A 20,651-nucleotide genomic window follows, 5' to 3' on the forward strand; every position below is an offset into this window, starting at 1 on the left:
ACATGGATATTGAAATTAAAATTCCTGATATTGGAGTGGATGTAGTCGAAGTTATTGAGATTTTAGTTAAAATAGGGGATACGGTAAAAAAGGACGATGCTTTAATAACAGTGGAAGGGAAAAAAGTATCTATGGAAGTGCCATCTACTCATTTTGGTGTTGTAAAGTCCATCTTAGTAAATATAGGACATAAAGTAAAAACTGGTTCTTCGATTGCTTTTCTAACATTGTTGGATAATTTTAATATACTGAATGAAAAACAAAATATGTGTTTATATAATACAGAATTTAAAAATAAAACTAATTTTTCTAATCATGAAATATTTAAAATATATCGAAATAAAAAAGAAACGTTAGTCCATGCCACTCCTATCATTAGGAGGTTAGCTAGAGAATTAAATGTTAATTTAGATAATGTGATAGGAAGTGGAAGAAAAGGTCGAATTATCAGAGCAGATATCATGTCATATATTAATAAAGAAGAAATAAAACATAAAGATGACTCTTATATAAAATATGATACAAAAAACAATATGAAAAATTTTGTTAAATATGATTCTCATGAGTCTAATGATGTTTCAGAGTTATATTTAACTAATATGCAGGTACAATCTGGTAAAAATTTATTTAAAAGTTGGTCTATAGTTCCTCATGTAACTCAATTTGATGATGCGGATATTACGGACTTAGAAAAATTCAGAAAAAGCTATAATTCTAATTTAGATAATCATAATATTAATTCTAAATTGACTGTATTAGTTTTTGTAATTAAGGTAGTAGCAAAGTCATTAAAAATTTTTCCTAAATTTAATAGTACTTTATGTACTAAAATCAAAAAAAAAGTAATATTAAAACAAGATGTTAATATAGGAATTGCAGTGAATTCTAAAAATGGATTGTTAGTTCCTATTATTAATAATGCAAATAATAAAAATTTAGTAGAGTTATCAGTTGAATTAACTTCGTTTTCAAAAAAGGCTGAGTTAGGAACTTTAAATATATCACATATGTCAGGTGGAGGTTTTACTATTTCCAATTTGGGTGGAATTGGTGGTACTGGATTTACGCCTATTATAAATTATCCTGAAGTAGCAATTCTAGGTATGTCTAAAGCTTTGATAAAACCATTTTGGAATGGTACAGAATTTATACCACGTTTAATGCTTCCGTTGTCTTTGTCTTATGATCATCGTGTTATTGATGGAGTAGAAGCTGTTTTATTTGTGAATTATGTTAAAAAATTATTGTCTGATATTAGGTTATTATTACTTTGAATGTTGGATTTATTATTTTTTTAGATAGCATGTATAATAGCACATGATACTTGGTAACTTGTAATGTTTACTATAGTAAATTAGAAGTTTTGTATTATAATTAAGCTTCATATGATAATCTTTCTAAGATAGGTAAAAATATGTCATATAAAAAGATACATACTCAAGTAGTTGTTATTGGATCTGGTCCTTCAGGATATTCTTCTGCGTTTCGATGTTCGGATTTAGGTATAGATACCATTTTAGTAGAAAGATACACTAATTTAGGTGGAGTATGTCTTAATGTTGGTTGTATACCGTCTAAATCTTTATTACATATTGCTAAAGTGATAAAAGAATCAAGAAATTTATCTGATTTAGGTGTAAAGTTTGAAGAACCTAAAATCGATATTGATAAAATATGTCAATGGAAAAATAAAGTTATTAGTAATCTTAATTCTGGTATAAAAAATCTAGCAAATAAACGTAATGTGAAGGTAATTTTTGGACTTGCCAAATTTTTAAATTCGAATAGTATTCTTATTGAAGGAGAAAAAGAGAATATTATTGTTTCTTTTGAAAATATCATTTTGGCAGTAGGTTCTCATGCTAGAAAATTGTCTTATGTTCCTCATAATGATCCGAGAATTTGGAATTCTACTTCTGCATTGTCTATTCCTAATATACCAAATAATTTATTAATTATTGGTTCAGGAGTAATAGGTTTAGAAATAGCTACTATTTATAGTTCGTTAGGTTCAAAAGTAGATATTATAGATAGTTCTCATGATTTATTGTCTCATTTAGATAGAGATATTATTAATGTATTTTTTAATTCGATAAGCAAGGATTTTAATATTATTTTAAATTCTGATATTAGTAAAATTACATCGCATAAAGAAGGTCTTTTAGTTTCTATTAATATCAAAAAAGATAACATTCAAGAAAATAAGTTATATGATGCTATCTTAGTATCTGTAGGAAGAATACCAAATTTGCATATGTTAGATATTGAAAAAGCAGGACTTAACATTGATGATAATGGATGTCTAAAAGTAGATAATAAGTTACGTACAAATGTACCTAATATATATGCTATTGGTGATATTACAGGACAACCGATGTTGGCACATAAAGGTATTCATCAAGGACATATAGTAGCTGAAATTATTTCTGGTAAAAATCATTTTTTTGATCCCTATGTTATTCCATGTATACTATATACTGATCCGGAAATTGCTTGGGTAGGTATGACAGAGAAAGAAGCTATTAAAAATAATGTAAAATATGAAGCTGCGGTTTTTCCATGGAAAGCTTTAGGACGAGCCATTTCTTCTAATTATTCTAATGGAATGACTAAGTTAATTTTTGATTCACAAACAAATAAAATCGTAGGTGGTTGTATAGTAGGTAATAATGCTGGTGAATTGTTAGGAGAAATTGGATTAGCTATAGAAATGGGGTGTGATGCAGAAGATATTGCATTAACTATACATGCGCATCCTACTTTATATGAATCCATTAATTTATCGGCTCAAATTTTTCAGGGTACTGTTACTGATTTAATTAATTCAAAAAAAAATTAACATTTTATGATCAATGCATGATGAATTTTTGAAAATTATACAATACAATATATGTTGTATTTTTTCGTGGTGTTCTAAATAAATGTACGAATTTTATTGGTTGATATGATGTTTTTAAAATAGAAAATATGTATTATTATATATTTTGTAGTATGAATTAATTTATATTAAGGTATTTCTTAAAAACTATTTATAATAAAAATTATTCTTCAGTTATTATTTTGTTATATAAGTTTTTTAACATATTTTGGGTAATTTTCGACAAGTTTTTAGATGCTAAATGAGAAAATTTTTTAAAGTTTGATAAAGCATCGTTATCTGAATAATCGGATATAGATTTAATAATTAAAAGAGGTTTTTTAAATTGATAACAAACTTGAGCAATCGCTGTTGATTCCATATCTACAGCAATTGCTGTTGGAAACTTTTCTTTTAATGTTTTTTTATATTTTTGCTTATTAATAAATGAGTCTCCGCTGATTATAAGATTTTTGTTATAGTATGTATTAGATTTTAACATATATATTTCAGTTAATCTTATCATATAATCATTTGTTGAAAACAATTTAGGCAATTTTTGGATTTGTCCTAATTCATAACCAAAAGCAGTAAGATCAACATCATAATAGCATGTATTATTAGGAAGAATTATACTTCCAGGAACTAGTTTTATATCTAAACTTCCAGCTGTTCCTACATTGATGATTAAGTCTATTTTATATAAATTTAATAGTATAGCACATGTCACACTAGCTGAAACTTTTCCAACTCCTGATGTTGTTAATATGATATCTATACAATTTAGTTGTCCTGTATAAAATATTTGACTATGGATTCTCGTCTTTTTTAAATATTTAATTTGTTGACGTAGAAATATGGTTTCTTCATTTAAAGCGCCAATAATACCAATTTTAATATTTTTTTTAATTTTCATTTTGAACTGCGTATTAACCAATAATTATATTCAATCAAATACTAAATGAAGATCCACAACCACAAGTAGTTTTTGCTGTAGGGTTAAATATAATAAATTTTGAACCATTCAAGTTTTCTTGATAATCTATTTTTCCACCAATCAAATATTGAAAGCTAATAGGGTCTATTATAACAGAAATTCCTAATTGAGTGACAATTATATCATCTTCATATTGATGTTTGTCAAATTTAAAATTATATTGAAAACCACTACATCCACCTCCAGTAATGTAAACTCTTAGTTTTAAGTTTGGTATGTTTTTGTTTTTAGTAATATGATCAATTTTTTTAATCGCTGCGTCAGAAAAAGATAATGATAGTTTAGTTGTACTTATCATATAGTGTCTCCTAGTTTACAAAAATGTTTTAACATTTCTTTTAAAAATGTTAAGATATATAAAAAAATAAAAGTGTATTTTAATATTTAATTTAAATTTTTGAGTGTATATGTATTTATATCTATTTATATAGGTTTTAATATTTGGATATTATTATTTTAATGCAATAAAGTATTTTCATTTAGGTTTTTTTCTTAAAAAAGTTGGAATATCTAAGTAATCAATATCATTGTTTTGCAATAATTTTTCAGGTTCATGGTTTATTTTTTCTTTTTTAGATTTTCTGATATATTTATTAGTGTCTGAAAGTTCGTATTGTTTTTTTTCATGATTAAACAGTGATTTTTTTGGATATGTGTGTGTTGAGAGATATAGATCTATAGATGTTGTTTCCATTCCAATCCCTGTTGCAACTACTGTTACTCGAAGGTTATCGTCCATTTCAGTATCTAGTGATGTACCAATTACTACAGTAGCATTATCTGAAGAAAAAGATCGAATAGTGTTTCCCACAGCTTCGAATTCATCTAATCTCATATTAAATCCAGAAGTAATATTTACTAATACTCCTTGAGCACCAGATAAATCAATGTCTTCTAATAATGGACTAGAAATAGCAATCTCTGCTGCTTCTTTAGCTCTATTTTCTCCAGAAGAAATTCCAGTTCCCATCATAGCGTACCCCATTTCGGACATAACAGTACGTATATCAGCAAAATCTACATTAATTAATCCAGGTTTAGTGATTAATTCTGCTATTCCTTGCACCGCTCCTTTTAATATATTATTTGCTGAGCTAAATGCATCTAATAAAGAAATACCTTTATTCAATACTTTTAGTAATTTATCGTTTGGAATAGTAATCAGTGAATCAACGTGTTTTGACAATTCTATTATACCCTGATCAGCATAAGCCATTCTTTTTTTTCCTTCAAAATTGAAAGGTTTTGTTACTACAGCAACTGTTAATATTCCTAATTCTTTTGTTATTTCTGCAATTACTGGAGCAGCTCCTGTACCTGTTCCGCCACCCATACCAGCTGCTATAAACACCATATCTGCACCTTCTAATACTAACTTTAAGTTTTCTCTGTCTTCTTCAGCTGCATTTCGTCCTATTGTTGGGTTAGCTCCAGCTCCTAGTCCTTTGGTTATATGACTTCCGATTTGTATAGTTTTCCCAACTTCTATTTTTCTTAACGCTTGTGTATCTGTATTGATAGCAAAAAATTCTACTCCTTCAATATGTTCTTTAACCATGTATTCTACTGCATTACCTCCTCCTCCTCCTATTCCAACTACTCTAATAATTGCATCATTATTGTTTTCTATAGGTTCAAACATAAGTTTATATCCATTATCTTTAGGTATCATTATAGTTCTTTTTTTATCCAGTTATTAACGTACTGAAACCATTTTTTAAAAATATTTTTAGATTCATAGTTTTTTTTATAATTTTTAATGTGTTCTTTTCCATAGTATAATAATCCTACTGCAGTAGCACAGTTTGTTTCTTCAATGTTGTTTACTAGGCTACTAATTTTTTTTGGTTTACCTATTCTTATTGGTATTGTAAAAATTTTTTTAGCGTTTTCTTTAAGATATTTAATGTTGGAAGCTCCACCAGTAAATACTATTCCTGCTCCAAAATTATAATGGTTATTAGATTTTTTAAGTATCTCTTGTACATTTAAAATTTGTTTATTTATTAAGTTTAATAATTCTGTATATCGTGGTTCAATAACGTCTATCAGAGTGCTTTTTTTAAATGTTTTAATTAATTTATTATTGGTATTAGATATTTCAATTTGTTCACACTTTTTTGTATTAGAAAGTATGTCAGCCTGCCCGTATTGAATTTTTATTGTTTCAGCTTTTATAAAGGGAATATTAAATGCATAAGATATATCATTGGTTACAGTATTTCCAGCGTATGGAATAACACAACTATGTTGTAATACTCCATTGGTGTACATAGCGATATCTATTGTTCCGCTACCGATATCTGCTATACAAACTCCCATTTGATATTCATCTTTTGTTAATATTGCTTTTCCAGAAGCTAGCCCTGAAAAAATAGTATGGTTAACTTGTAGTCCGCATGTTTTTACTGCTTTAATGATATTTTTTTCTATTTCAGTATGACATGTAATTAAGTGAACTTGTGCTTTTATTCTTTTTCCAGATAATCCAATTGGATTTTTTATACCTACGTGTTGATCAATAGAATATTCTTGCGGAATAATATGTAAAATGTGATGTTCATTACGTATTTGTACACATTTTGCTGTGTGTATTACGTTGTTTACATCTTCAATTGTTACTTCATTTTCAGATATAGGAACAATGCCTATTTCGTTTTGACAGTTAATATATTTGTTAGATAAAGCTAAATATACGGAAGAGATTTTACAATCAGCCATACTTTCAGCTTGGTTGACAGATTTTTTAATACATTTTATAATTGATTTCAAATCATTAATGATACCCTTTTGTATTCCGTATGAAGGACAAATTCCTATTCCAATAACATTAATTATACCATCTATGAGTATTTCTCCTACTAAAGTAATTACTTTGGTAGTTCCAATTTCAAGTCCAACTATTAAATTTCTATCTCTTTCTTTCATGTTTGTTTTAGCCTGTATTCATTATTTCCATGCTATTGCTATACCTGATTCATATCGTAAATCGATGTATTTTATTTTTTTTCTTTTGATTTTTTCTTCATATTTTAAAGTTTTCCAAATCATCATTAATTTTTTTAATTGAATAATATTATTTATTTTTCCTAGAGCTATTTCAATGTTGTTTTCAATTAATAGTTTCCATGAATGATAAGGTGTTATCGTAATAGATCTCAATATAACGTTATTTTTATTTAGTACATTTTTTATTTTTTCGTAATTTTTTAAAATTTCTTTTTCGCTATTTTTTGGTCCATAAAAATATGGAATGTTTTTAATACTTTGTTTTTTTTTTATAATATGAGATATAATTTCTTTTTTATCTAATATATATTTGTCGTTCCAATATGCTACAGGAATAGTATTTACAATATGGATTAGTAATGTATCTGGCCATTGTTTTTGAATTTTAATTTTTTTTATAAAAGTGAATTCTTTTAATTTATTTTTTATAAAAAAATTACATGGGAAAAAAAAATTACATGAAGTTTTTAAGGATAAAATAAAATCTTTCATTTCTTTTCTATTTAAATAACTAAATTGTCCTGAAATTATAAAATGAGATAATTTTTTTTTATACCATTGTTTAGATAATTTTATAATTATGAGACTATTAAGTATTATAAAAACAATTAAAGATAATATTATAGTATATCTTAATAAGACTAGTTTTTTTTTTGACATAATATATATTCGTTTTATGCATAGTTTGGTTTTAAATGTTTTTAATTAGCTGATTGTAAAATTTTTAAAATTAACAATTTTAAGGATATTCCAGCATTTTTAGCAGCTATAGGCATTAAGCTATTTTTAGTCATTCCAGGACACGTATTCATTTCTAATAACCAAAATTTCTCAGCACGATCCATGATTAAATCAATTCTTCCCCATCCTGTGCATCCAAGGGTATTCCAAGCTATTTTTATTATTTTATTTAATTCTATTTCTTTGTTTCTTTTTAATCCACTTGGACAAAAATATTTTGTGTTTTTAGATATATATTTAGATTCGTAATCGTAAAAGTCGTTATTTGAAGATATACGAATAGATGGAAGGATTTTGTTTTCTAAAATTCCTACAGAATATTCTGATCCGTATATAAATTTTTCTATGAGTATGTTATTGTCATATTGAAATGCTATCTTACATGCATGATGTAAACATTGATACGAGTGAACTAGTGATATTCCGATACTAGATCCTTCAGTGTTAGGTTTAACAATTATAGGTAATCCTAACATAAGAATTTTTTTTCTAAGGTCTTTTTCAGTTATTGTTTGAAATTTTTTGATATTAATAAAATAACAAGGAACTACAGGTAAATTAGCTCCTTTCCATAGTAATTTGGTTTTTATTTTATCAATTGAAATTGCTGATGGTAAAATTTTACTTCCTGTATATGCAATTTTTAGATAAGTTAATAATCCTTGTATAGTTCCATCTTCACCTTCCTTTCCATGAAGAGCAATAAATGCTTTTTTAAATCCCTGATTTGGTAATTGGGTAATAGGAAAGTATTTTGTATCTATGGGATATGCATTTATTTTAGATTTAAATAGATATTTTAATATATTTTCTCCAGATAATAAGGATATATTTCTTTCTTGCGATGTACCACCAAATAATACGGCTACTTTTTCAATCATAATAATTATTTCTTGTTTATTTTTTTAAGTTTTTTAATAACGTAATTATCTATTATAATGTGTATATTGCCAGCACCTTGTATTAAGAGTACATTGTTTTCTGATAGTTTTTTAACTAATGTTTTGAATATTTCATTATAATTAGATATTAATGTTACTGATGTTTTTCCACACTTTTTTAGTTCGTTATATAAATCCAAACTATTTGATCCTGAGATGGGATTTTCGTTAGCTGAGTAAACGTTTAAAAGTAATAATTCATCGATTTTAAGTAGCACTTTTTTAAATTGTTTAAATAGATAATAAGTTCTTGTGTACCTATGAGGTTGAAAAATCATCACTAATTTTTTATTTGGCCATCCTAATTTAACAGTGTTAATGCTAGCTAAAATTTCGTTAGGATGATGTCCATAATCTTGAATAATGGTAATAATATTATGTTCATTAGACGCATTGTATGCTAAAAATTTTCCGCATAGTTCGAATCTCTGTTTAACTCCTTTGAAAGTTTTTAGTGATTCGAGAATATTAATGTCACTAATATTTTTTTGAGTAGCGACTGCTATTGCTGCTGCTGCATTGAGAGCGTTATGTTTTCCAGGTATATTCAAAGTTATATTCAAGTTAAGTCGATGTTTTCTGATTATTTTAAAATAACTAGAAAATTTTTTTTGTGTGTACTTTTTTATTCGTATGTCAGATTTTATGTGAAATCCATAAGTAATAACATTACAACGTATTAATGGAATGATTTTTCTTATGTTTTTATCATCAAAACATATGATAGCTGTTCCGTTAAATGGAAGATTTTGAATAAATTTAATAAATGCTAGTTTAATATTATTAAATGTTTTGCAATAATTGTCTAGATGATCATTGTCAATGTTTGTTACTACAGCAACAATTGGTCTTAAATATAAAAAAGAAGCATCGCTTTCGTCTGCTTCTACAATGTAATAAGGGCTTTTTCCTAGTCTAGTATTACTGTTTATTTCTCTTACGTGCCCTCCATTAATGAGAGTCGGATCTAGATTACTTTTAAAAAATATGCTGAAAATGATTGCAGAAGTAGTAGTTTTTCCATGTGTTCCAGATACTGCTATTCCATATTTGTATCGTATTATTTCTGCAAGAATTTTACCTCTTTTTATAACAGGAATATTCAAACTTTTAGCTTGAACGATTTCAGGATTATACGGTGGAATTGCGCTTGATATTACTATTATGTTTGCATTTTTAATATTACATTTAGAATGATTAAAAAATATTTTAGCACCTAATTTTTGCAATTTTTTGGTAATATCACTTGATTTCAAATCAGAACCACTTATTATGTAGCCGTTTTTTAGTAACGTTTCGGCTATTCCACTCATGCCTATACCACCTATTCCGATAAAATGGATATGATTGACATAACGCGTCTTGGTATTAAGAAAATTTAGCTGTTTCATTCTACTGTTCTATAACGGTATTATATAAAAATTTTTTATAATTTCTTTTGATAAAAATGAACATGATGTTAGTGTATGCGCATTGTACTTTCAATTATATCAATAATGTTTTTGACAGGATTAATTTTTGATGAGGAATATAATTTTTTTGCCATAATAGTTATTGTGTTTCGATCTATTTTGTTTAATATATTAATTATTTTATTAGTACTTAGTAGATCTTGTTCTACTATTATAGCTCCTCCTTGTAATTGTAGTGGATAAGCATTCCAATATTGATGTTTATCTTTGTGAGGAAAAGGAATAAATATGGCTGGAAGTCCAATGTACTCCAATTCACTTACTGTAAGAGCACCGGAGCGACAAATAGTTAGGTCAGCCCAGTTATATGCTTCTGCTATATTTTCTATGAAAGAAGTAATTTTATATGGATGTAATTTAAATTTTTTGTAATTGTTTAATGTAAACTGTTTATTTTTTTTTCCGACTTGGTGCCAAATTATAATTTTTTTCTTTAATTTATGTGCTATTTCAGGTAGCATGGAGTTGAGTGTTTGAGCTCCTTGACTTCCTCCAATAACTAATATTCTAAGTGGACCGGTTCTATCTTTAAAACGACAAGTAGGGTTGGGTAGATTTATAATCTCTTTTCTTAATGGATTACCTACTGTAATGGCGTTTAGTTTTGTTTCTGGAAACGCTTGCATAATTTTAGTTGACAATCGAGACAATATTTTGTTAGATAGCCCCATGACTCTATTTTGTTCGTGGATCAATAGTGGTATTCTAAAAAAAATAGACATTAAGCCACCAGGAAGAGATATATATCCCCCCATTCCTAGTATTATATTGGGTTTCAGTTGTTTTATAATTATCGTAGTTTTGTAGCAGGAATGCAATAATTGAAAAAAAAACTTTGTCATGCTAAAAATATTTTTTTTAATTACATTTATATTAATAAATTTAATAGGAATGTGGTTCTTTAGAATGATTTTGGCTTCAATACGATTAGGTGTACCTATCCAAAATACATCCCATTCTTTTTTTATTAATGTATTAGCAATTATTAGTCCAGGTAGAATATGTCCGCAAGTGCCGCCTGCCATAATTATTATCGTTTTTTTCCTCATTACAAACCTTGACAAAATTTATTTTTTATTCTTGTTTCAAAGTCTATACGTAATAATATAGAAATAGCAATAGAAATAATTAATAAACTGGATCCACCATAACTAATGAGTGGTAATGTTAATCCTTTAGTTGGTAATATTCCCACAGTAGTACCTATGTTAATTAACGTTTGAGATACTAGCCATATTCCAATTGAAAAAGCAAAATAACCGGAAAAAAAATCGTTGTTTTTTAATGCGTTTTTTCCGATATTTATTGCCTTAAAAGAAATAAATAATATCATAGATAATATGATACAAACTCCACAATATCCTAATTCTTCTCCAATAATTGAGAAAATAAAATCAGTATGCGCTTCAGGTAAATATTCTAATTTTTGAATAGAATGTCCTAAACCTACTCCAAAAAAATTTCCTCTACCTAAAGCCATCAATGATTGTGTGAGTTGATAACCTTTTCCAAATGGATCTTTCCAAGGATTCCAAAATGATAATATTCGTTCACTACGATAAGGTGTAATTATTATTAATAGGATAGTAGTAATGATCCCTAAAAGTACAATAGGTATAAATTTCCAAATTTGGACTCCTGAAACAAACAATAAAGATAATACAGTTATGAAATATATAGCTACCGTTCCTAAATCAGGTTCTGTTAATAATAATATCGATATAATACTTATTATTCCTAAAGGTTTTAAAAAACTCCAAAAACTATTCATGATTTCATAACGTTTTTGTGATAAATAATTTGATAAATAACAAAAAACAGTAAGTTTAGATAGTTCTCCGGGTTGTATATGTATGAAACTTATTTTTATCCATCTAAAAGAACCATTAATAGGAGTACTTATTATTAACACGAGTAGTAACATAATGATAGAAATTAAAAGCATTTTGGTACTATAAATTTTCCAAAACATGATAGGAGTTTTAAGAAATATTTTAGTTAAAAAAAGAACTAATATTAAATATATTATTTCTTTTTTCGTAAAAAATAATAAATCTCCATATATATGACTAGCTATTGGTATAGAAGCAGAAGTTACCATAATTAATCCGATTAATAGTAAACTTATAGTACACCATACTAACTGAGAATCGTATAATTTTGGTTCGTAGTGCGTTTTATTTTTTTTTAAAATTTTTTTTACTGTGTTTAATAATAAATACTTTATTTTCATGAATATAGTTCTTCTATTAACTTTACAAAAGTATTACCACGTTCTTCAAAATTAGAAAATTGATCTAAACTACTACAAGAAGGAGATAATAATACTACATCACCAGATTTTACTATGTTTTTTATAAAATGTATTACGTTTTCTAATGTATTGAAACATATTGATTTTTTTGGATATAATGAGAAAAGTATTTTTTTACTTCTTCCATAACAATAAATAATTATTTTTTCATCTTTTAAATAAGGTTTTAATAAAGAAAAATTGGCTAATTTCCCATCTCCTCCTAATATTAATCTTATTTTCCCTTTTACATAAGGTAAAATATTGTTGATTGCTGATTGCGTACTTCCAATGTTTGTAGATTTAGAGTCATTAATCCATGTTATATTGTTTTTTTTATATGTTAGTTGAAATCTATGAGGTAATCCTAAAAATTCTTTTAATGCTACTAAGCTAGTGTAAATATTAACTTTTAAAATATGAACTATTGATAAAGCAGATAATGCATTAATATAATTATGTTGACCTGATATAAGTAATTTATCAACATTTAATAATTTTTCTTTGTTATAGCATAGCCATACATTACGATTTTTTCTACATAGATTATATTCTCCTTTATCAATTCCAAATGTAATGTTAGGTTGTTTTTTAATTTTCGCATTAAATGATAAATGGTCTTCTAAATTTAAAATAGATACTTCGGCTTGATTATATATTTTTAACTTATGTTTGACATATTCTGTAATACCTAATGGATATCGATCCATATGATCTGAACTGATATTAAGTACAGTAGCAACTTTTGCTTTTAAATTCAAAGTAGTTTCTAGCTGAAAACTGGATAATTCTAATATGTATAATTCTGAGGGATCATTAAGTATATTTAATGCAGGAATTCCTATATTACCACCTACGCGTACTTTAAATCCAGCTAGTTGTAGTATATTTCTTACCATCATAGTCACTGTACTTTTTCCATTTGAACCAGTAATAGCAATTATCGGGGTTTTGGTTTCTCTGACAAATAATTCAATATCTCCAATTATTTCAATTTTGTTTTTTTTGGCATATATTAACGCTGGATGAAATAATTGTATACCAGGACTTGTGATAATTAAATCGGATTCTTGAATCCATGGATAATATATTGAACCTACATGATATTGTATATTTTTTAAACATTGTACATTATGGATGTATTTGGGATTTTTGTTAAAGTCCATAATTTTAGGATAAATATTTCGCGATATAAAAAAATGTAGACAGGATATGCCTGTTAATCCCATTCCAAATATTAGTATTTTTTTTTATAATAATTATACATTTCTAATTGACCTTAAATATGAAAGAACATCCTAGCAACATAAACACTAAAGATATAATCCAAAATCTTACTGCTATTTTTGGTTCTGGGCAACCTTTTAATTCGTAGTGATGATGAATAGGTGTCATTTTGAATATTCTTTTTTTCTTTAACTTAAAGTATGTAACTTGAATTATGACTGATATAGTTTCAAATATAAAAATTCCACTCATAATAAAAAATATTATTTCTTGGTGTAGTAGTATTGCTATTATTCCTATCACCCCTCCTAAAGGTAGAGACCCTACATCACCCATAAATATTTGTGCTGGATAGGCATTAAACCATAAAAATCCTAATCCTGATCCTATAACGGCTGAGCAAAGAATAGTTAATTCTGCAATACTAGGAATATATACAATATTAAAATGTGTTGAATGGTGTAAATTTCCAGAAATAAATGATAGTAGATATAATCCTATAGTTATTAAGATGACAGGAACAATAGCTAACCCATCTAATCCGTCTGTTAAATTTACAGCGTTACTAAAACCTATCAAGATAATATATGACAAAAATATATGTATTATACCTATGTTTATAACAATATTTTTTTGGATAGGGCATATTAATTGAATTATAAAATTGTTTTTATTGTTATAATAAATTAAAATAATAACAAGAATAGTAATTATAGATAAAAAAAATAATTTCCATTGAGGTCGTAAACCTGTAGACGTGTTAAAGTAAATTTTTTTATAATCATCTATGAATCCTACTATGCCAAATCCTATTAAAATCATTAGTGCATACCATATGTATATGTTTGATAAATTAGACCATAATAAAGTAGATATAATGATAGAAGATAATATAAGTATTCCTCCCATAGTAGGTGTATATTTTTTGTTAATATGTATTTTAGGTCCATTACTTCGAATAGTTTGATACATTTGGTGTTTTTTTAAAAATTTGATTAGGTATGATCCTACTATTAGAGAAAAAAATAGTGACGTTAGTAAACTAATAATAGAACGATAAATTAAATATGATGTCTTATCAAAATTTGTGTGAAAATAGTATTTAATAATGAATTCAATCATAATTACATTCCTCAACTAATTTTTTTACTATTCTTTCTAGATTTTCGCTTCTAGATCCTTTAATTAAAATTGTAATTTTTTCATACATAAAAATTTTTTTAGTTAAATCTTTAATTAGTGTATTAATATTAGTGTAATGGTTTCCTTTTTTACTATTAATACTGATAGATTTACTTAATTTTCCAATGCTCATAACTTCGTTTATATCAGATATGTAAATGACATTACCAATTATTTTATGATACATAGTACTCATTTTTCCTAATTCAGACATATCACCAGATACAAAAATTTTATATCCAGGCATGTTTTCTAACACTTTAATTGCTACAATCATTGATGCAACATTAGCATTGTAAGTATCGTTTATAATAGTTTTATGTTGGCTTAGTGTGATAGTTTCTAATCTACCTGAAAGTATTGGAATTTTAGATAATCCGAGTTGAATGCATTGAAGTGGAATGTTTAATGTTATTGCTATAGCGGCTGCAGCTAGAGCATTAGAAATATTGTGAAATCCAAGCAAAGGCAAATTAACATTTATAACTCCATTCGGAGAATGTAGAATGAAGGATGAGCCTGTATTATCAATAACGATATTGCTTGCAAAGAATTGACTTTTTTTTTTTATTGAAAACCAAATAATGTTTTGGCTGTTTATGTTTTTTTTCCATCTTGACCAATGATGACTATCAGCATTAAATATAGCTGTACCAGTTTTAGGTAATGTACAAAGAATTTCTTGTTTTGATTTAGAGATTCCTAATAAAGATTTAAATCCATCTAAATGCGAATAATAAATGTTGTTTATTAATGCAATATTAGGATTTGTTAATTTTGTTGCATATAAAATTTCTTTAGGATGATTAGCTCCTATTTCAATAACAGCATATTTATATGATAGATCAAGATTTAGTAGAGTTAATGGTACTCCAATATTATTGTTAAAATTTTTAAAGGTAGATAAAGTTTTTCCATAACATTGCAAGATAGAAGTAGTAATTTCTTTTACAGATGTTTTTCCAGAAGATCCAGTTAATGCTATAATACTAGCATTACTTTGTTGTCTAATCCAAAATGCTATATTTCCTAGTGCTAAAGTAGTATTTTGCACAACTATTTGTGGTAGCTTGATATCAAGTTTTTTTTCTAATACTACTGCTGTAGCTCCTTTTTTCATTGCTGCATAAACGAAATTATGTGCATCGAAATTTTTTCCGATCAAAGCAATAAATAAACATCCTGGAGTAATTGTTCTTGAATCAGTACTTATAGCATGAAAAATTAAGTTATTTATTTTTACATTATTTTTGTTAAAAAAATAACCTTTTGTGATACGACATATTTGATAAAAAGATATTGGGATCATATTTATTTTTCCAATAGTTTTTTAATTGTTTCATAGTCAGAAAAATAATAAGTTTTATTTTTTATTATTTGATATTTTTCATGACCTTTTCCTAATACAACTACACAGTCATTGATGTTAGCATTCATTATGGCAAATTTGATTGCTTGTTTTCGATCCAATATAATATGTATATTTTTTTTATTTTGAATGTTTTGTGTGATATCTTTTATAATTTCTTTTGGATTCTCGTTTCTGGGATTGTCATTAGTTAGAACGATTTTATTAGCAATTTTTTCAGAAATCTTTCCCATTAGGGATCTCTTTAATTTGTCTCTATTTCCTCCGCATCCAAATACACACCATACATTGTGATGATATATTTTACGAATAGTTTGTAATACATTTTTAAAAGCGTCTTCATTATGTGCATAATCAATGATAATGTTTGGTTTATTTGGAATTTTAAGAGATTGCATTCTTCCAGGAACGGCTATTATATATTCGCATACGTCTATCAAGCAAGATAGTGAAAACCCCAAGTTTAATAATGCCACTAAAGCTAGTAGTAAATTAGTAACGTTAAAGTTTCCAATTAATTGGCTTTTTAACAATCCTTTTCCCCAACTAGATTTAAAGTAAATGTAAGTATAATTTGTATTATATATTATACGATATGCGTGTACCCATCGTTTAAATAATGAGTAATTAAAATTTTTATTTATACTTACGACGATAGTTCTTTTTTTAGATAATTTTTTTGTCCATAGTTTTCCAATATGATTATCTATATTAATTATGAATGTTTTAATTTTGTTTTTAGAAAAAAAAGTCCATTTTGCTTTAATATAGTTTTCTATAGTTTTGTGATAGTCTAAGTGGTCTGATGTAATGTTTGTCAAAATTGCCATAGAAAAATTTAAATTTGACACTCTATGTTGTATGATTCCATGCGAAGATATTTCCATAGCAATTGTTTTTATATCGTTTATTAACATTTCTTTTAAGAATTTTTGTATATTTATAGGAGAATCAGTTGTATTTACAGATGGTTTTAGATCGTTGTAAGTTCCATTCCCTAGACTTCCCATAATTCCTATTCTTTGGTTTAATAAGTAATTCCATTGAGCAATAATATGAGTCACAGTACTTTTTCCATTAGTTCCAGTGACTCCAATAAGTGTTAATTCTTCATTTACTTCATAATATCTATTGGATATTTTGGATAAATTTTTAGATAATTTTAAAAAATAAATTACTGGAATGTGTTTATTTTTATATGTTATATGTCCATGATATTCTTTTTTTTTGTTTCGCAAAGAATAGCTATTGCTCCATTATCAATAGCTTTTTTTATAAATTGTCGTCCATGAAATATATTTCCTTGTAGTGCGCAGAATAAGTTTCCTGTAGTAACTTTTCGACTATCTGATGCTATTCCAGTTATATTATATGATTGTGTTATATTCATCCAAGGTTGTAATAGGGTTTGTAGGTTATGTTTCATTTTTACTCCAAAATTTTGTGATGTATTTAATATATAAATAAATTATCAGGTTGAATATTAATAATTTTTAATGCAAAACTCATAATTGTACTAAATACTGGAGCTGAAATAGTTCCTCCATAGTATTGTCCTGCTCGTGGATCATTAATCATCACAAGCAAAGAAAATTGTGGATTGCTAATTGGAGCAAGTCCTACTGCATATGATACGTATCTATTTACGTATTTTCCGTTTGAATTGACTTTTTTTGCAGTACCCGTCTTTACAGCAACTTTATAGCCTTTAATGGCTGCTTTTACTCCTACGCCTCCTGGCTGAGTTACTGATTCGAGCATGTTTAATACGATTTTTACTAAAGATTTTGAAAATATTCGTTTTTCGTTGTTTTTGTTATTAGTTTTAATAATAGATAATGGTTTGTATAATCCATATCTACCCATAATTGTGTATACGTTAACCAATTGTAGTGGTGTAACCATCAATCCATATCCAAAAGAAAATGTTACTTTATCTAAGTTAGACCAATGTTTTTTTTTGGGGTAAATTCCTTTTTTTTCTCCTATCAATCCTGAATTTGTCGATTTTCCTAAGCCAAATCTAGAATAAATATCAATTAATTCAGATTCTGACATAGATAGTGCTATTTTAGATACACCTGTATTGCTTGATTTTTTCAAAATATCGGTAACTGATAATTGTCTGTTATATGAAACATCTTTTATTACGTGTTTATCTATTATAAAAGGTGTTGTGTCAATAATAGATTTTGGAGTTATTATTTTTTTTTGCAATGCTTTCATAATTACCATTGGTTTAACTGTTGATCCAGGCTCAAATACGTCAGTCACGGCTCTGTTACGAATTAAATCCATAGATACTTTTTTTAAATTATTTGGATTATATGTAGGGCTATTGACCATAGCTAGGATTTCTCCAGTTTTAATATTTGTTAAAATAGCCGTTCCAGATTGAGCTTTATGAAAACTAACAGCATGACTTAATTCGCGATATATAATCGTTTGTAATCTTATGTCTATACTAAGATTTATATTGCGTGGCGCATTTTTTTTAATTAATGAAACATTTTCAATAATGTTTCCAAACTTGTCGGTTCTAATTTTTCTTTTACCTGGAGCTCCTTGAAGTATTTTGTTAAAACTCTTTTCTATTCCTTCGATGCCTATTCCATCTGTGTTGGTGAATCCAATTAATTGCGAAACTATTTTTCCAGAAGGGTAGTATCGCTTAAAATCTTCAACAATATATACACCTGGTAAGTTTAATTTTTTTATGTATTCTCCAATTTCTGGACTAACTTTTCGTGCTAGATATGTAAAACGATTGTTTTTAAAATGATTAATTTTATATATAATTTTTTCTAGAGGAGTGGATAGTACTTTCGATAATGCTTTCCACTTTGCATTTATAACTATTTTTTTTTTGAAAAAAATATTTTTGGATCAATACAAATGTTATTCGTAGGTATACTTAGAGCTAATATATTTCCTGATCTATCCTTAATAGTTCCTCTTGAATTTGTTTCTACTTGTATTCTTGATGATCTTAAATCACTTTCTTTAATTAGTTGCTTAGTTTTAAATAATTGTAATATAGTTATTTTAAGTAAAATTATGATGATAGAAATAGTAATTATACTAAGTAGTGTGATAAGTCGATGATTGAAATAACAGTTTTTTTTTTAGATAACTAAATGGAATGTTGTTGAAAAAATATTTCATGAATTTGTAAATTTCCTATTGTTTCAGTAATTATTGTGAAAAAATATTTTCTTCTAATGGGTTAATATAGATCATATTTAATTTTTCTATAGCATTTTTTTCAATTTTTCTATGGGAGGATAATAAGTTTCTTTCTAAAATTAAATTATTCCACTCTATTTCTGCTTTCTTTTGAATAATATTTAATCGTTCTCCTTGCGCAATTAGTAATCTTGTTTTATGAACTATAGTAACAATTAATATTGAAAAAACTGTAATTATTACAAGTAAAATTAATACTTGTTTGTGGATTTTTATAACGTCGTTAAAAATTATTTTAGGTAAATTATAAATGTCATCATTCATCTATATTTTTTCCGATGTTCTTAAAATTGCACTACGTGATTTCAGATTGTTTTTAATTTCTTTTTTAGTTGGTATAATTTTATTAATAATTTTTAATGTTGTTTTTTTTAGATTTCTTAATTGTATTTCATTAATAGCAATTCCCATAGGAATTAAAGGTGTATTGCTGTTTTTTATAAAAAAATTTTTAACTATACGATCTTCTAATGAATGAAAACTAATTATTACGAGTCGACCTCCAGAATTTAATAATGTTAACGCATATTTTAAAACTTTCTTAAGTTCGATTAATTCTCGGTTAATATGTATTCTGATAGCTTGAAAAGTTCTTGTAGCAGAGTGTTTTTTTCTTCTTGGAACAATATTTTTTACGAGATCAGCTAATTCTATGGTTTGAACAATTGGTTTAATTTTTCTTTGTCTTATGATTTGATTAGCTATTTTTTTTGCAAAACGTTCCTCCCCAAATTCATATAGTACGTTTGTAATTGATTTAATATTGGCTTTCATTAACCATTGCGATGCTGTTATTCCTATTTTTGGATTCATACGCATATCCAGTGGTCCGTTTAATAAAAAAGAAAATCCTCGATTAGAATTACCAATTTGTATAGATGATACTCCTAAATCTAATAATATTCCATCGACTTTTTTTGTTATATTTTTTTCTTGAAAATGTCGTAAAGCGTTAGAGAAATTATCTGAAATAAAATAGAATCTATGATCTTGGATTGTAGATGCTATATTGATAGAAAATGGATCTTTATCAATAGCATATAATTTTCCATTTTTGTTTAAATTCTTTAATATTTCTTTTGAATGACCTCCGCATCCAAATGTACAATCAATATAAATTCCATTTTTTTTAATATTTAACGATGCAATAGTTTCTTCTTTTAGAACAGGAATATGAGTTAAATGTATATTATTCATAGTTATAATTTAGTACCGCAATGTTCTAATGATGTAATTTGTATATTTTCTATTTTTATTTATATATATGTTTAGAAAAATTAGTATAATAAGACAGACATTTTTTAAAAAATGAGTTTT

Annotated in this window: 20 protein-coding genes and 1 pseudogene; 3 read left to right on the plus strand and 18 right to left on the minus strand. The window is 26.5% G+C overall.

Annotated features, from left to right (window positions below; translation table 11 throughout):
* The first annotated feature begins 2 nt into the window (after positions 1-2).
* Together U0T59_00940 and lpdA are read left to right on the plus strand one after the other, a co-directional pair.
* Complete coding sequence (locus U0T59_00940; GenBank protein ID XBC43492.1) at positions 3-1,274, plus strand: 2-oxo acid dehydrogenase subunit E2; 1,272 nt, start codon at positions 3-5, stop codon at positions 1,272-1,274.
* A gap of 140 nt (positions 1,275-1,414) precedes the next feature.
* Positions 1,415-2,839 (plus strand): dihydrolipoyl dehydrogenase, encoded by a 1,425-nt coding sequence (lpdA, locus tag U0T59_00945; protein ID XBC43493.1) that lies wholly within the window; start codon positions 1,415-1,417, stop codon positions 2,837-2,839.
* A gap of 202 nt (positions 2,840-3,041) precedes the next feature.
* Here the strand turns inward: lpdA and U0T59_00950 are convergent, their stop codons facing one another.
* From U0T59_00950 to U0T59_01025, 16 genes and pseudogenes are all read right to left on the minus strand, one after another.
* Complete coding sequence (locus tag U0T59_00950; GenBank protein ID XBC43494.1) at positions 3,042-3,773, minus strand: 5'-methylthioadenosine/adenosylhomocysteine nucleosidase; 732 nt, start codon at positions 3,771-3,773, stop codon at positions 3,042-3,044.
* 34 nt (positions 3,774-3,807) lie between these two features.
* Positions 3,808-4,152: an iron-sulfur cluster insertion protein ErpA gene (gene erpA, locus U0T59_00955; GenBank protein ID XBC43495.1), complete on the minus strand. Its 345-nt coding sequence runs from the start codon at positions 4,150-4,152 to the stop codon at positions 3,808-3,810.
* A 177-nt stretch (positions 4,153-4,329) separates the two neighbouring features.
* Positions 4,330-5,496 (minus strand): cell division protein FtsZ, encoded by a 1,167-nt coding sequence (ftsZ, locus tag U0T59_00960; GenBank protein XBC43568.1) that lies wholly within the window; start codon positions 5,494-5,496, stop codon positions 4,330-4,332.
* A gap of 29 nt (positions 5,497-5,525) precedes the next feature.
* A complete protein-coding gene (ftsA, locus tag U0T59_00965) occupies positions 5,526-6,782 on the minus strand; it encodes a cell division protein FtsA (GenBank protein XBC43496.1) in 1,257 nt (418 codons plus the stop codon).
* Between the two features lie 21 nt (positions 6,783-6,803).
* On the minus strand, positions 6,804-7,523 hold the full coding sequence (locus tag U0T59_00970; protein XBC43497.1) for a cell division protein FtsQ/DivIB: 720 nt from the start codon (positions 7,521-7,523) through the stop codon (positions 6,804-6,806).
* Between the two features lie 41 nt (positions 7,524-7,564).
* Positions 7,565-8,485 (minus strand): D-alanine--D-alanine ligase, encoded by a 921-nt coding sequence (locus tag U0T59_00975; protein XBC43498.1) that lies wholly within the window; start codon positions 8,483-8,485, stop codon positions 7,565-7,567.
* A gap of 5 nt (positions 8,486-8,490) precedes the next feature.
* A complete protein-coding gene (gene murC, locus U0T59_00980; GenBank protein ID XBC43499.1) occupies positions 8,491-9,936 on the minus strand; it encodes a UDP-N-acetylmuramate--L-alanine ligase in 1,446 nt (481 codons plus the stop codon).
* Between the two features lie 68 nt (positions 9,937-10,004).
* Positions 10,005-11,066, minus strand: coding sequence for an undecaprenyldiphospho-muramoylpentapeptide beta-N-acetylglucosaminyltransferase (gene murG, locus U0T59_00985; GenBank protein XBC43500.1), 1,062 nt, complete (start codon positions 11,064-11,066; stop codon positions 10,005-10,007).
* A complete protein-coding gene (gene ftsW, locus U0T59_00990) occupies positions 11,066-12,250 on the minus strand; it encodes a cell division protein FtsW (protein ID XBC43501.1) in 1,185 nt (394 codons plus the stop codon). Before ftsW ends, murG begins: the two co-directional genes overlap by 1 nt.
* Positions 12,247-13,554: a UDP-N-acetylmuramoyl-L-alanine--D-glutamate ligase gene (murD, locus tag U0T59_00995; GenBank protein ID XBC43569.1), complete on the minus strand. Its 1,308-nt coding sequence runs from the start codon at positions 13,552-13,554 to the stop codon at positions 12,247-12,249. The genes ftsW and murD overlap by 4 nt, the downstream gene beginning before the upstream one ends.
* Positions 13,555-13,579: 25 nt before the next feature.
* Positions 13,580-14,659, minus strand: coding sequence for a phospho-N-acetylmuramoyl-pentapeptide-transferase (gene mraY / locus U0T59_01000; GenBank protein ID XBC43502.1), 1,080 nt, complete (start codon positions 14,657-14,659; stop codon positions 13,580-13,582).
* Complete coding sequence (gene murF, locus U0T59_01005; GenBank protein XBC43503.1) at positions 14,652-16,028, minus strand: UDP-N-acetylmuramoyl-tripeptide--D-alanyl-D-alanine ligase; 1,377 nt, start codon at positions 16,026-16,028, stop codon at positions 14,652-14,654. The genes mraY and murF overlap by 8 nt, the downstream gene beginning before the upstream one ends.
* Positions 16,029-16,030: 2 nt before the next feature.
* Positions 16,031-17,326, minus strand: a complete 1,296-nt coding sequence (locus tag U0T59_01010) for a UDP-N-acetylmuramoyl-L-alanyl-D-glutamate--2,6-diaminopimelate ligase (protein XBC43504.1) — start codon at positions 17,324-17,326, stop codon at positions 16,031-16,033.
* On the minus strand, positions 17,290-17,514 hold the full coding sequence (locus U0T59_01015) for a Mur ligase domain-containing protein (protein ID XBC43505.1): 225 nt from the start codon (positions 17,512-17,514) through the stop codon (positions 17,290-17,292). Before U0T59_01015 ends, U0T59_01010 begins: the two co-directional genes overlap by 37 nt.
* A gap of 26 nt (positions 17,515-17,540) precedes the next feature.
* Positions 17,541-18,434: a penicillin-binding transpeptidase domain-containing protein gene (locus tag U0T59_01020; protein XBC43506.1), complete on the minus strand. Its 894-nt coding sequence runs from the start codon at positions 18,432-18,434 to the stop codon at positions 17,541-17,543.
* 219 nt (positions 18,435-18,653) lie between these two features.
* Positions 18,654-18,965 (minus strand): annotated as a pseudogene (locus tag U0T59_01025) (peptidoglycan glycosyltransferase FtsI).
* A gap of 18 nt (positions 18,966-18,983) precedes the next feature.
* Between U0T59_01025 and U0T59_01030 the strand changes: the two are divergent.
* On the plus strand, positions 18,984-19,193 hold the full coding sequence (locus U0T59_01030; protein ID XBC43507.1) for a hypothetical protein: 210 nt from the start codon (positions 18,984-18,986) through the stop codon (positions 19,191-19,193).
* A 90-nt stretch (positions 19,194-19,283) separates the two neighbouring features.
* Here U0T59_01030 and ftsL read toward each other — a convergent pair whose 3' ends face one another.
* Together ftsL and rsmH are read right to left on the minus strand one after the other, a co-directional pair.
* A complete protein-coding gene (gene ftsL / locus U0T59_01035) occupies positions 19,284-19,598 on the minus strand; it encodes a cell division protein FtsL (protein XBC43508.1) in 315 nt (104 codons plus the stop codon).
* On the minus strand, positions 19,599-20,531 hold the full coding sequence (rsmH, locus tag U0T59_01040) for a 16S rRNA (cytosine(1402)-N(4))-methyltransferase RsmH (protein XBC43509.1): 933 nt from the start codon (positions 20,529-20,531) through the stop codon (positions 19,599-19,601).
* Positions 20,532-20,651 lie beyond the last annotated feature (120 nt).

The sequence above is a fragment of the Buchnera aphidicola (Meitanaphis flavogallis) genome (genome assembly GCA_039830035.1).
Lineage (GTDB): Bacteria > Pseudomonadota > Gammaproteobacteria > Enterobacterales > Enterobacteriaceae > Buchnera_B > Buchnera_B aphidicola_AZ.

What these genes read in the sequence shown, in the direction of transcription:
- U0T59_00940 (XBC43492.1), top strand. Translation starts at nt 3, where the DNA reads ATGGATATTGAAATTAAAATTCCTGATATTGGAGTGGATGTAGTCGAA.
- lpdA (XBC43493.1), top strand. Translation starts at nt 1,415, where the DNA reads ATGTCATATAAAAAGATACATACTCAAGTAGTTGTTATTGGATCTGGT.
- U0T59_00950 (XBC43494.1), bottom strand. Translation starts at nt 3,773, where the DNA reads ATGAAAATTAAAAAAAATATTAAAATTGGTATTATTGGCGCTTTAAAT.
- erpA (XBC43495.1), bottom strand. Translation starts at nt 4,152, where the DNA reads ATGATAAGTACAACTAAACTATCATTATCTTTTTCTGACGCAGCGATT.
- ftsZ (XBC43568.1), bottom strand. Translation starts at nt 5,496, where the DNA reads ATGTTTGAACCTATAGAAAACAATAATGATGCAATTATTAGAGTAGTT.
- ftsA (XBC43496.1), bottom strand. Translation starts at nt 6,782, where the DNA reads ATGAAAGAAAGAGATAGAAATTTAATAGTTGGACTTGAAATTGGAACT.
- U0T59_00970 (XBC43497.1), bottom strand. Translation starts at nt 7,523, where the DNA reads ATGTCAAAAAAAAAACTAGTCTTATTAAGATATACTATAATATTATCT.
- U0T59_00975 (XBC43498.1), bottom strand. Translation starts at nt 8,485, where the DNA reads ATGATTGAAAAAGTAGCCGTATTATTTGGTGGTACATCGCAAGAAAGA.
- murC (XBC43499.1), bottom strand. Translation starts at nt 9,936, where the DNA reads ATGAAACAGCTAAATTTTCTTAATACCAAGACGCGTTATGTCAATCAT.
- murG (XBC43500.1), bottom strand. Translation starts at nt 11,066, where the DNA reads ATGAGGAAAAAAACGATAATAATTATGGCAGGCGGCACTTGCGGACAT.
- ftsW (XBC43501.1), bottom strand. Translation starts at nt 12,250, where the DNA reads ATGAAAATAAAGTATTTATTATTAAACACAGTAAAAAAAATTTTAAAA.
- mraY (XBC43502.1), bottom strand. Translation starts at nt 14,659, where the DNA reads ATGATTGAATTCATTATTAAATACTATTTTCACACAAATTTTGATAAG.
- murF (XBC43503.1), bottom strand. Translation starts at nt 16,028, where the DNA reads ATGATCCCAATATCTTTTTATCAAATATGTCGTATCACAAAAGGTTAT.
- U0T59_01015 (XBC43505.1), bottom strand. Translation starts at nt 17,514, where the DNA reads ATGAAACATAACCTACAAACCCTATTACAACCTTGGATGAATATAACA.
- U0T59_01020 (XBC43506.1), bottom strand. Translation starts at nt 18,434, where the DNA reads ATGGTCAATAGCCCTACATATAATCCAAATAATTTAAAAAAAGTATCT.
- U0T59_01030 (XBC43507.1), top strand. Translation starts at nt 18,984, where the DNA reads ATGTTATTCGTAGGTATACTTAGAGCTAATATATTTCCTGATCTATCC.
- ftsL (XBC43508.1), bottom strand. Translation starts at nt 19,598, where the DNA reads ATGAATGATGACATTTATAATTTACCTAAAATAATTTTTAACGACGTT.
- rsmH (XBC43509.1), bottom strand. Translation starts at nt 20,531, where the DNA reads ATGAATAATATACATTTAACTCATATTCCTGTTCTAAAAGAAGAAACT.